General features: G+C 42.8%; 9 protein-coding genes. 6 read left to right on the top strand and 3 right to left on the bottom strand.

Annotation, left to right across the window (positions count from 1 at the left end; translation table 11 throughout):
* Nucleotides 1-44 precede the first annotated feature (44 nt).
* The 6 genes from AOT82_RS05895 (at nucleotide 45) to AOT82_RS05920 (ending at nucleotide 9,067) form a co-directional block, all read left to right on the top strand.
* Nucleotides 45-2,585 carry a DUF927 domain-containing protein gene (locus AOT82_RS05895; RefSeq protein ID WP_071002214.1) on the top strand — a complete coding sequence of 847 codons (2,541 nt, stop codon included), beginning with the start codon at nucleotides 45-47 and terminating at the stop codon, nucleotides 2,583-2,585.
* Between the two features lie 264 nt (nucleotides 2,586-2,849).
* Nucleotides 2,850-3,149 (top strand): helix-turn-helix domain-containing protein, encoded by a 300-nt coding sequence (locus AOT82_RS05900; protein ID WP_071002215.1) that lies wholly within the window; start codon nucleotides 2,850-2,852, stop codon nucleotides 3,147-3,149.
* A 97-nt stretch (nucleotides 3,150-3,246) separates the two neighbouring features.
* Nucleotides 3,247-6,510 carry a type ISP restriction/modification enzyme gene (locus tag AOT82_RS05905; protein ID WP_071002216.1) on the top strand — a complete coding sequence of 1,088 codons (3,264 nt, stop codon included), beginning with the start codon at nucleotides 3,247-3,249 and terminating at the stop codon, nucleotides 6,508-6,510.
* Between the two features lie 160 nt (nucleotides 6,511-6,670).
* The gene (locus AOT82_RS05910; protein WP_071002217.1) at nucleotides 6,671-6,997 is read left to right on the top strand and encodes a type II toxin-antitoxin system RelE/ParE family toxin; all 327 of its coding nucleotides are present in this window, start codon (nucleotides 6,671-6,673) and stop codon (nucleotides 6,995-6,997) included.
* Entirely contained in the window at nucleotides 6,990-7,301 is a 312-nt protein-coding gene (locus AOT82_RS05915) for an addiction module antidote protein (RefSeq protein ID WP_071002218.1), read from the top strand. Before AOT82_RS05910 ends, AOT82_RS05915 begins: the two co-directional genes overlap by 8 nt.
* 797 nt (nucleotides 7,302-8,098) lie before the next feature.
* Nucleotides 8,099-9,067 (top strand): DUF1853 family protein, encoded by a 969-nt coding sequence (locus tag AOT82_RS05920; protein ID WP_071002219.1) that lies wholly within the window; start codon nucleotides 8,099-8,101, stop codon nucleotides 9,065-9,067.
* A 62-nt stretch (nucleotides 9,068-9,129) separates the two neighbouring features.
* On the opposite strand, the gene AOT82_RS05925 is transcribed toward AOT82_RS05920, so the two are convergent.
* The 3 genes from AOT82_RS05925 to AOT82_RS05935 all read right to left on the bottom strand — a co-directional run bounded on the left by AOT82_RS05925 (nucleotide 9,130) and on the right by AOT82_RS05935 (nucleotide 12,708).
* Nucleotides 9,130-9,660, bottom strand: coding sequence for a DUF2726 domain-containing protein (locus tag AOT82_RS05925; RefSeq protein ID WP_071002220.1), 531 nt, complete (start codon nucleotides 9,658-9,660; stop codon nucleotides 9,130-9,132).
* 298 nt (nucleotides 9,661-9,958) lie between these two features.
* Nucleotides 9,959-11,101, bottom strand: coding sequence for an SPOR domain-containing protein (locus tag AOT82_RS05930; RefSeq protein ID WP_071002221.1), 1,143 nt, complete (start codon nucleotides 11,099-11,101; stop codon nucleotides 9,959-9,961).
* Nucleotides 11,102-11,349: 248 nt separating this feature from the next.
* Nucleotides 11,350-12,708 (bottom strand): bifunctional folylpolyglutamate synthase/dihydrofolate synthase, encoded by a 1,359-nt coding sequence (locus AOT82_RS05935; protein WP_071002222.1) that lies wholly within the window; start codon nucleotides 12,706-12,708, stop codon nucleotides 11,350-11,352.
* Nucleotides 12,709-12,844: the final 136 nt, after the last annotated feature.

Raw genomic sequence — 12,844 nt, forward strand, 5'->3', positions numbered from 1 at the left:
AGAGCCGAGCGCAAGCCGAACCACACGCAGGCAAGGGGGAACAGATGACCACCACACCAACAAACAGCCAAGAAAAAGCCCATGCGGACAACATGGGCGCTCATACTCTCTTACAAGATTGCAAGCCAGCTACAGAGGAACAGCTGGCAAACGATCCGTTTTTAATCAAACTTAATGACATGCTAGAACCTGAACGGCTGCTATTCGTTACAGGTAATACTACTATATATTATGGTGAACAAATTGGCAAAACCGAACCAACAGCCAACACTATAGGCTTAGCATTGACCGATAAACAAGGCGATATTGTAGGCGCGGTATTCTACACACCAAACAGCAAAGCAAAGCCCATTGTCATTGATCCTACAGGTTATGGCGCTATCGTCATTGGTGAGCCAAACAAAGCCCATGAGGTCATAGCTTTTAATGACCTTGATAGCGGTATTGATGTTTACAGCTACCTGATGAGCAGTGATAAAACAATCATTGTCAGCCCTCACAAAACAAAGCAATGCCTTAAAAAGATGGTGCAGCACTGGAGCAGCGGTTCACTTGTTACCGTACCTATGACGCTTGATGACAAGGGCTTAATAAACCTATTAGCAGGTGTAAAGGCTCAAGCATTGGTTACTGTGGCTCATATCGTCACTATGCTGCAGCATGACAGCTACAAAGCGATACTAGCAGCTGATGACACCCAGCTAATCAACTTACAAGATACTGCCTATTATCCTGAATGGCGCGATGATCCCCAGCTGAATGAACCGATGATCTATAGTGATGGGCGTTTTGAGCTATATCACGATGGATTGTTTTTCGTAAAGTATAACGATGATGACCCAGCAAACATTACCTTTAAGTCTAAGGCGTTTGTTTGTTCACCTATAGAAGTTATCGCTAAGACACGGGACACAGGCAGCACTACATGGGGGCGGTTACTGCAATGGCGCGATGATGACAGCGTATTGCATACGTGGTCAATGCCGTTATCGCTACTGCAAGGTGATGCAAGGGAATACCGCAAGGAGCTTGCCAGTCAAGGACTAAACATTACCACCAACCCCAAACAGCGCAGCTACTTAGACACCTATATTCAAAAATACCCTATTCACAAACGGGCGTTATGCGTGGATAAGTTAGGCTGGCACGATAAGCAATATATATTACCTGACAGAGCCATAGGCAGCGATGGTAAGCAGCTTATTGTCTATCAGTCTGCAAACAGTATCAACAGCACCCTAACCCAGCAAGGAGAGCTAGCACAGTGGCGCGATAACTTATGCAAGCCACTAGCAGAGCAAAGCCGTTTTGTGTTCTCTATTGCTTGCGCGTTCGCAGGTCAATTACTGGAGCTATTAGAGTATGACGGGGGCGGTTTTCACCTTTTAGGATCATCAAGCATGGGTAAGTCATTATCGCTCAAGGTGGCTGCTAGTGTATGGGGCAATCCTGACAGGTACGTTAAGACATGGCGCAGCACTGATAACGCTCTAGAAGGCACAGCAAGCGAGCACAACGACAGTTTTTTACCACTTGATGAGATCAGCGAATGTGATCCCAAAATAGTAGGCAAAACCGTTTATATGCTGGCTAATGGTCAAGGTAAAGGACGTAGTACCACCACGGGACACAATCGTATAGCCAAAACATGGCGCATTATCTTTTTGTCTAATGGTGAGGAGTCGCTACAAAACTTCATGGCGCAAGCAGGACAAAAAACCAATGTAGGTATCGAGGTTCGAGTAGCGCATATTGATGCTGATGCTGGCAAAGGGTTAAAAACCTTTGATAGTTTGGTACTGGCAGAAACAAGCGAAGCACAAGCCGATAGGATTAAAGAGCTATCACACGCTTACTATGGATCAGCTGGCATTGCATGGCTAGAACATATCACCAGTGACAAGGCAGCGACCACCGCCACCGCTAAGCAGCTTGTAGATGACTTCATGAGTCAGTACAGCGACCTGACAGCACAGGCGCATAGAGTTGCTAAACGGTTCGCTATCGTGAGCGCAGCTGGAGAACTGGCAACACAGGCAGGTATAACGGGCTGGCAAGTAGGACAAGCAACTACAGCTGTAATGATTTGCTTAGATAACTGGCTCGATAACTACGGGCGTGATGGTGAGCATGAGCAGCGCCAAATCATAGAGCATATTAAGGCATTTATTGAACAGCACGGATCAAGCCGTTTTCAGCCTTGCCATATTCACACGTACCAAGACTTTGAAACTAAGATAACAAACCGTGCTGGCTATCATAACTACGACACAGGGGAATATTATTTCTCTACCAGTACCTTTGATGAAGTCTGTTCACCATTTAACAAAAGCAAAGTCTTACAAGTGTTAGATGAAGCAGGATTTTTAAATGTGACTGAGAGTAATCGTAAAACGTGCAAAGTGCCTTTACCATTCAAAAAGAACCGCCAGCGTGTTTATGCGGTCAAAGGTGAGATATTAAGTTGTGAAACTACAAAAAGCACTGGGACAGCTGGGACAACCCATACACAGCAAGGGTTAGAGCCTGTCCCAAGCGTTAAAACACCATTGGGACAGCTGGGACAAAATAGCGCAATCTGTTAATCTGTCCCAAGTGTCCCAAAGGCTAAAAAAGGGCTGGGACAGCTGAAAGCCAGTAAGTACGGGCGCTGTCCCGTTGTCCCAAGTGTCCCAAGCAAAAAAGTAGATGCAGGCAAAAATAATATAAGGTAGGCGTTAGCGTCTGCCTTTTTTTATGGCTGATACTTTCATTTTTATAGTAGTAGGCTAAAGCCAATAGCTCAAAACCCGACAAAATATAACTGTATTGTTGTATTATGAGGGAATATAAAAACCGAGGTTTAATCTATGACACATTTTAGCGCACTAAATGACTATGTAGCAGACTTGCCAGCCGATAGACAACAAGCGATCAATAATAAATCTAAGATATTAAGCCAGTCTATTGAGCTTGCCAAAATACGCAAAAGCAAACAGCTAAAGCAGACTGAGCTTGCCGTCATTATGGGTGTGTCACAAGCCAGCATATCAAAGGTAGAAAGCGGTAAAGACATTCAGCTATCGACTTTGCAAAACTATGTTAGAGCGTTAGGTGGTGAGGTAAGCATTATCGCTAAGATGCCAAACAGTGACGTTATATTGATATAGCACCCGCGCCCTATAGGCGAACCCTCACAACTTTCATACCTTATTTTAAATTTTATAATCCAGCCCATTTATTCATCAATACCACTTAGGGATATCTATGTCAGATAGCAATCATCAATACGTTAGCGATTACGTCAATAAAGTAGCCTCAAGAGTTAAGTTAGGTCATAGCTCAGAACATACTTTCCGTAAAGATTTAGAGGATTTGATAAACAACCTAGTGCCTGATGTGATGGTCACCAATGAACCAAGCCAAGTAACGGACTGCGGTAACCCTGATTTTTTAATAAGTAAAAAAGAGATTCCGATTGGCTTTATCGAAGCTAAAGACGTAGGCAAGGATTTAAGCTCTAAACTTTATAAAGAACAGTTTGATAGATATAAAGCAGCCTTAGACAACCTGATTATTACGGACTATCTACGCTTTGAGTTTTATGTCAATGGCGAGCGCGTTCATCAGGTCTGTGTCGGTGAGTTGATCGCTGGCACGGTGAAGACACACGACAGTGAGTTTAAGCGCTTAGCTGAGCTATTGCGTGATTTCTGCGTGTATGTCGGACAAACGATTAAATCTGCTCAACGTCTTGCAGTCTTGATGGCGGGTAAAGCGCGATTACTTGAACATACGCTTTATCAGGCACTAATCAGCGATGAACATTCAGACGATAATTCAGACCTACGTGCCCAGTTTGAAACTTTTAAGGGCGTACTTATACATGACTTAACCCCAGCAGACTTTGCTGATATTTACGCGCAAACACTCGCCTATGGTATGTTTGCCGCACGTTTGCATGATGACACCCTAGACACTTTTAGTCGTCAAGAGGCAGCTGAGCTTATCCCTAAAACCAATCCATTCTTAAGAAAGTTGTTCTCTCATGTGGCTGGTATTGATATTGACCCACGTATTAAAACTACGGTAGATAACCTTGCTGATGTATTTCGCGCCACCGATGTAGCAGCTATACTCAAAAATTTTGGTAAGACTACTCAAACACAAGACCCTATCATTCACTTCTACGAGACTTTCCTTGCAGAGTACAACCCTAAACTTCGTAAGCAGCGCGGTGTATGGTACACCCCTGAGCCAGTGGTTAAGTTTATTGTCCGCGCTGTAGATGATATTTTGAAGTCTGAGTTTGATTTGGCAGACGGTATAGCAGATACCAGTAAGATAGAAATAGAAAAACAGACACAAACCCCTGATAGTCGTACTAAGACAGGCTATAAGATGGTTAAAGAGTTGGTACATAAGGTGCAAATTCTTGATCCAGCGACTGGTACAGGGACATTCCTTGCAGCCATTATTCAGCATATCTTTCACAGTCAGTTTGAAAACATGGGCGGCATTTGGAGCAGCTACGTTGAGCAAGACCTATTACCACGCTTACATGGTTTTGAGCTATTGATGGCAAGCTATGCAATGGCGCATTTAAAGCTTGATATGCTACTTGCTGATACAGGCTATGAGCCTATTAAGCCTAAACGTATGCAGGTCTATCTGACCAACTCACTAGAAGAACATAACCCCGATACAGGAACGCTATTTGCTGGCTGGCTGTCTGCTGAGGCAAATGAGGCTAACGCCATTAAGCGTGATGCACCCGTGATGGTAGTGATTGGGAATCCGCCGTATAGTGGTGTATCTCAAAACAATGGGAAGTGGATATCTGATTTAATAGAGGATTATAAATATGTAGATGGAGAGCATTTTAATGAACGTAAACATTGGTTAAACGATGATTACGTAAAATTTATACGCTATGGACAACATTTTATTGAAAAGAACGGTGAGGGTATTTTAGCTTTTATTAATCCACATGGATTTTTGGATAATCCAACCTTCCGCGGTATGCGTTGGCACCTGCTCAATACTTATGACAAAATTTTCACCATTGATTTGCATGGTAATACTAAGAAAAAAGAAGCAGCACCTGATGGTAGTAAAGATGAAAATGTATTTGATATTATGCAAGGTGTGTCTATCAACTTTTTTATAAAAACCGGAAAGAAAAAGCAAGGGGAGCTAGGTAAGGTCTTTCACTATGATTTATTTGGTAAGAGAGATGCTAAATACAATTTTTTGAGTAAAAAACATATTGGTAAAATAAGTTTCGATGAGTTACTTAGTGATAGGCCTTATTTCTTTTTTAAGCCAAGAAATAATATGGGAGTAGAGAATTATTCAACTGGATTTAAAGTAGATGAGTTAGTTAAAATAAACTCCATAGGTTTTGTTTCAGCTAATAACAACTTGAATATTTCGTTTGATGAGATAGAACAAAAAAATAAAATTGAAGACATACTTACACTAGACGAGAAAGAATGGCGTGTAAAATACAATAGAATGAAAGATGCTCAATCTTGGAAGTATATATGGGCAAAGCAAGATGCGGCAAAAAATAAGCATCTTCCTATTATTCCAGTTTCATACAAGCCTTTTGATATAAGGTATTCTTTATATACTGGAAATTCAGGAGGTTTATATGCACGTCCCGTCAATGAAGTAATGCAGCACTTATTTCTTAAAGAAAACTATGCACTAGTTGTATCTAGGCAGTGTGTATCGAATTGGAGATACATTTTCATTTCTAATTTGATAGGAGATTTTAATTTAACAGGAACTGCTGGAAGGTTTGGTAGTGGTTATTTTATGCCTTTATACCTCTACAACCAAGATTCTTTAACTCAGTCGAAGTTGCTAAATTCAGATTCTAAGTATCAAGAAACGCCAGTACGAACACCAAATCTCGATCCTGAAATTGTGGCCGATATCGCCAAGGGTATTGGCTTAACCTTTACCAATGAAAAAGAAGAAATTGCTGGCACGTTTGCCCCCATAGATATTCTCGATTATATCTATGCCGTATTGCACAGCCCAACATACCGTGAGACTTATAAAGAGTTCCTGAAAATTGACTTCCCACGCGTGCCCTATCCTAGCGATGTCGATATCTTTTGGCAGTTGGTGGCACTCGGTGGCGAGTTACGTCGAATTCACTTATTAGAATCACCAAAGCTTGCCGCACAAACTAAAGCGCTTGGTATAGGTTATCCCGTAGGAGGTGATAATGCCGTTACTCGTAAAATGACTAAGACCAGCGTTGGCTTTGAGCCTGACGAAGTAGATAGCAGCATTGGTAAAGTTTGGCTTAACGATACTCAGTATTTTACCAATGTACCGCTAATCGCATGGGAGTTCTATATCGGAGGTTACCAGCCAGCGCAAAAGTGGCTCAAAGATCGTCAAGGTCGAACGCTTGATATAAGTGATGTTAAGCACTATATGAATATCATCGCAGCGCTTAGCCTAACCAATGAGCTGATGCAGCAGATTGATGACATCAACGTGGTGGGTTAAGTCCGCACAATCACATTAAGACAAAACAATAAAAGGTAGGCGTTAAACGTCTGCCTTTTTGTTTTGCCTACATTTCTATATATGCCACATACAATCTTAACTTGTTATCTATTATCCAAAAGTTTACAATTAATTATAAGTATTCTTATAATTTACCCCTATGATTGATATTAACCAAACCGAACAATTTAGACGCTGGTTGCACAAGCTCAAAGACCCTTTAGGCAAAGTTGGCATATTGGCACGTATCAAGCGAGCACAAGGCGGTAACTTTGGTGACCATAAGCCATTAGCCAACACAAACGGTATCTATGAGATGCGCATCTTTAAAGGTAACGGTTACCGCGTCTATTATGCCAAGCAAGGCGATACCCTTTATCTATTGTTGATAGGAGGTAGTAAAGACAGCCAAACAAGCGACATTTCTAAGGCTTGCACTTTATGGCAGCAGGTTAAGGATCAAGAAAAGGAGCGACCTAATGACTAATGTTAAAACTAGCCGCTTTGATGTAGCAGAGTACCTAACAGATGAAACTCTTATAAATGCTTACTTAAATGAAGCATTGAGCGATGGCTCACCTAGTGACTTTATTCAAGCGTTAAACGATGTTGCACGAGCAAAAGGCATGAATGAGCTGGCAGAAAAGACAGGCATAAGACGTGAAAGTCTTTATAAAACCCTACAGTCCGAAAAGCCACGTTTTGACACCATGCTAAAAATTATTGATGGTATGGGCTTGCAAGTCACTCTGACCCCTAAAGCCAGCCATGAGCCACTGGCAGAAGCGTAAACGGCAATAAAACAGCAAAGGCGCGATTAAAACAAGGGGGCAGGCGTTCGCGTCTGCCTTTTTTATAATGCGTAAAAACCTACTGACGAGAAAACCCCCAATGGGGTGAATTAGCAGATGCCCCCAGCTTTAGGGGTATCTATCCAAAAATGGATATATGAGCAAATCAGCGCGTATCTATAGACAAGCTGGTCATAACCGCCAATGACGGAAGTTAAACAAAATCTACGGCTTAGAGATAATCGCCATCGGTGGGAATATCAAAATGCACATAAATGCATTAAAAACGCACACATTTTAGCGCCATTATTGAGCGCGTGCAGTGATTAGCAATTTAACCCCATGCAAACAAAGTGCAAGTATAAAAAAGTATTCCTAAGTTGCTGGCATGTTGAAAAAGGTTGAAACGGCAAACAGTAAAAATAATTACAAAATAATATTGAGTGAAGCAGTAAACAGCCAAAAAAGGGCATTATCAAAAACGATTGTTGGTATTATTGTTGGTATTGTTTATATATAAAATAGCAAAACCTATATATTACAAGGCATAAAGAGTTTACTTTACTTCCTGCCGTTCCGACCAAACATAACAGTAAAGAAAAAAGCCAATCATTGTTTTCAATGGTTGGCTTTTTTTTGTGCTAAATTTTACTGATATCAGTATTGATATCCATCACATTAATATCATATTTTGAAGCCAAAAAGCTTAGCACTGCCATAGCCGATACTCGTATCCTATAGACTTTTATAGAGCGAGCCATTAGGGTAAATGCTACCTCTTCACACTGGTGTATCCTATGTCCGATCCTGTCAATCAGCCCACACATAATCGCCTCATAGATGATGCTCCTTGGGAGCGTTTCCGCCGGCCCTACGTGCGTGATTTGGCGTATGTACTGGCATGTCCTAATGTCTTGACCACGTGGCTAGACTTTGCACCGCATCAGAGCACACATACCGTTGCTGTGCATAGTGCACAATTTTGGCAGACACAGTTTGAAGCGTATGAGCAACGATTAACAGAGCTAGACACCACTACCGCCTATCAGAAGCTGACCCGCTATTTACTTAAGCGTCCTAGTCCCAATCGATTGGGGTTTCACTTTGAGGGACTGCTATCGTTTTGGTTAGAGGATGGGTTTGCGCGTAATCTGCATCCGTATGAGACACTAGCTAATAATGTACAGCTGTACAATGGTAAGCAGACTGTCGGTGAGCTTGATTTGATTTTGTATAATCATGAAGAGGATCTGGTGGAGCATTGGGAACTAGCCATTAAATTTTTTATGGGATCAGCGCCTTTTGAGCCTGTGAACTGGGTAGGGATTAACTCCAATGATAATCTACAGCGTAAGATGACGCACATGCAAACCAAGCAGTTTCGAGCCGTCTGGGTAGATACAGAAGATCACGGGCAGGTCAAAATAGACAAGCGCTATGGTGTAATCAAAGGGCGATTCTTTTTACCGATTAACACAACCAACCTTGGTGATTATGATTGGCCTCATTGGCTAACACCCAGCTTTCCGATACATGAATGGTGTGATAAGAGAGATAAAGCCGCTCTTGCGACGATTGACACCACTTCATTGCGAGCCGCGCATTATATTGAATGGTTCACTAAGCGCGACTTTTATGACCGCTATGGTCGGTTTCAGCCGCCCCTTACCTACCCTGACACGCCAAACCTCAGAACAGGATTGTACTTCGAAGGTGAGCGACTGATTGTCATTTATCCAAGGCAGTTAAGCCAAATAAAAGAATAGTCTAAGCTAGATAGCTTGAATAGCTATCTCATTTTAACAACCAAAGAAGCTTAGTGAACCATTTAATAACTCTCAATCACCTGCATTAGCTCGTATCTCAGCATATCGGCACTAGGCATACGCTCAGCGTGAAAACGAACGATAGCTATACCTGCACTCGCAAGCGCTTTGTCTTTTTTATCATCAGCCTTTTGCCGCGCTTTGCTGCTATGCGTCCAGTCATCAAGCTCGATCGCCAGCAGGGTAGTCTGTGCATCGACATCCACGATCACATAATCCACGCTCTGGCGACAGATACGATTAAACCAAAAACTGCGCTCTGACGTCTCATCACTATTGGCTTCAATGATTCGTGACAGCTGAACTTGCACAAAGATATGATACTCTGGCAGCGCATTTTTTAACTTATTAAAAAAAATCACTTCAGTATCGGTCATGATTGGCATCGGCGCAAATGGCCAGATAGCCAGCTCATCACCGCGTACAGGCTTTGGGTCTGGCTCTGCGACTGGACGTCTGGCCAATAGCTTTGGTAACGTAATCAGCCCTAAAAACCCAACGGCCAAGATTAAAAATATAGCGCCAAATGACATGGTTTTACCTTATACAATATAACAGTGACCGGCTATCGTTCAAGACTCTGAAGAGTCAATGATCGGCTGATCACCACAGGGCAACCTTTATAGGCTGACAGGTTATACAAAAATGAGTAATAAAAATGGTGCTCATCGTAACCAAGCTTGCGCCAATCGGCAAACGATAAAACAAAAAACACGACAGCGAATGTCGTGTTTTGATCATTAAATAATAATTCAAGTCAGTACTAAAGAAAATATCTCACTTATCTACTCATCAATCTCTGACGACAGTCGCTGAGTCTATAGTTATAGCTTAACGCCAGTAAAGCACCCAAGCACCGGTCGTATTGACGTTAGAATCGCTATTGATCTTATCTTTTAGTGCCAATGCGGCGACCTTTCCACGTTCAGGACCAACAATGACGCGTACACCGCGACTGGTCGGACTGGTCTTCACTTGATATCCAGCCTCTTTGAATTTTTTCGCTAGTTGATCCGCTTTGGCCTGATTATCCGCGAGCGCTACTTGCACCCCAAAGCTGCCTTTCGCATCGGTTTCTTTGACTTCTTGACGAGCCTCACGAAGCTTTTGTTGAGCGTCTCGCTTAGCCTCAGCCGCTTTTTCGGCAGCAGCGGCTTCTCGCTCCAGACGTTGCACTTGACTGCGCGAAGGTATGGTAATGTTTTGACCCAACTGTAATGAGGTCGATGGTGAGATGTTATTTGCTTGAGCCAAGACTTCGACAGGCATATTGTACTGTCTTGCAAGCTTAATCAGCCCATCGCCTTTTTTGACTTGATAATCAGAGGGCGTTTTTGGTGGTTCATTTTTAGCCGCTTCAGCTGCCTCTCTCTTTTTTTCGGCCACAGCTTGAGCGTCCGCTTGTCTTTTCGCTTCTGCTTCTTTTTTACTTTCTGCTAGTTTTTCAGCAGCGGCTTTTTCTTGTTTTGCTTTGGCTTGTTGCTGCTCATCTTCCGCCTGCTTTTTTGCTTTGGCTTCATTCACTGCATCATCGGCTGCCTTGACCAATTTTTCAGCATCTTGCACTTCCTTACTTTTGACACTTTTTTCTGTGTCTTTTACGTCTTCTAAACTCTCACTCTGTTCATTTGTCGCCGCGATATTTTTGACATACTGCTGGCTTTCAGCACGGGCTTTGGCCAACGCTTCTGCTTCAGCCACTTCTTGTTCTGTCAAAAACTCCTGTGCGCGTCTCTCCTGCTCGGCAACACGAGCAGCACGTTCTTTTTGCTTTTGCGCAAGGATACGTTTTTCTGTCTCAATGTCAGTCGTTAGCGGTTGCGGAGATTCTTGCTCGGTCGTTGGTTTCTCTATCATCGCTGATGTTGGCTGTGGCTGGTTGCTCTCGCCAATCTGCTGCACCATGGCGTATAACATCACGCTACCGCCTAGAATCATCCCAATGCCCAATAAGGCTTGTCTCGAAAAGTTCATCCGTTTACGTCTCTTAGTTGGTGATAAGGTTGATTGAGCGGCGCAGGGACTGTCTTACAGCAATATAGATAATTGCGCTAATAAATACCTCGTACCGCCAGTTACTGCCATCAGTGTTCAAAATCTATGCCGACCCATTTATGCCAGTCTTGCAAATCATTTTGATTATAAAGCATATTTTTCGTGCTGTCTGCTATCAGGCAAGTACTAAGATTAACACTAAACAGGCGCCACTTTAACTTAAATGATCATACGGCGAGTGCAGCAAGCGCTTCGCCAATCGTATGAAACGAACCACATACGACGATTAGATCTTGTGGTTGACTATCAGCTATTACCGCATACGTCGCTGCATGCAAACCATCGAATTGATATATGTTGGCGCTATCCACATATTGAGTTAAGACGCCTTGTAGCTGCTCGTTACTCGCGGCACGAGGATAATCAATCTCAGCAATGAACCAATCACTAATCGGCAAGCCTGCTTGAGTCAGACGCTGTACTACTTTGTCGATATCTTTATCACCCAACATAGAGAACAACATTTTGATTTTTGGAAGGTCTCTATCAGCTTGGCTGCCGTGTTTACTCAAATGCTGATGCCAAAATGGCAATAACTGCGCTAATAAAAATTCCACACCTTGCTCGTTGTGCGCCACATCAAACAACCAATGGCGATGATGGCTTTCACGATAATCAAAGCGCCCTGCCAGTTTGACAGTTTGCAATGCCTGCTCGATGGCACTTACATCGACTTTCAACGGGCTTGCAAGTACCGCCGATAGTGCATTAGCAGTATTGGTCAAGGATAGCGCAGGGCGTGGTAGTTGCAAGGTAACTGCCGCATTACTGTATTGCCAAATCATTGAGTCAATATCGCGGTAGCTAAAATCTTGCCCAATTTGATAACAAGTTGCTTGCTTATTATCGATAGCGTGCTGCACGCTAAATGGCATTTCAATAGCACCATAAACTAAAGAAATACCTTGGCGCAATATACCTGCTTTCTCGCGACCGATGTCTTCAACATTGTCACCTAGCCAGTCGACATGATCGATACCGATATTGGTAATCACTGCCATATCAGGATCAATAATATTGACCACATCTAACCGTCCGCCTAATCCAACTTCTAACACCCATACATCACAGTCTGCCTCAGCAAATATGAGTAATGCTGCCAGCGTTGTCATCTCAAAGAATGACAAGGTCAAATCGCACTCTAAACGTGCTGCTTCGACTTTGCTAAAAGCATCAATCAGCGTCTCATCGCTGACCATCTCGCCATTGATACGCACGCGCTCATTAAATACGCTCAAGTGTGGCGATTGATATAGTGCCGTCTTATAACCTGCGGCTTTACACATTTCGGCGATAACAGCGGTCGTAGAGCCTTTACCATTGGTGCCTGCCACAGTGAAGACATAAGCGTCATCTTTAGCTGACTTTACTACTCCTAGCGCTTCGGCAACAGGCAATACACGCGATAGTCCCATATCTATTGCAGACACATGTATTTGCTGCATATAATTTAGCCATTCGGTCAAGCTGACCAAACCAGCGTTATCACTGGGGCTTTTGAGGTCAGATGCTAAAAGGTCAGACATGAATAAAACCTATATGAAATTTAATAAAAGGTAGAAATATATGTGTTGGCTAAAACCAAAAATAGCATTTACCGTGCAATGACGATAAATGCTATTAGAGGGTCTTGCATATGCAGTAGATGTTAGCACGCGGCTA

The sequence above is a fragment of the Psychrobacter sp. AntiMn-1 genome, assembly GCF_001854065.1.
Classification (GTDB): Bacteria; Pseudomonadota; Gammaproteobacteria; order Pseudomonadales; family Moraxellaceae; genus Psychrobacter; species Psychrobacter pacificensis.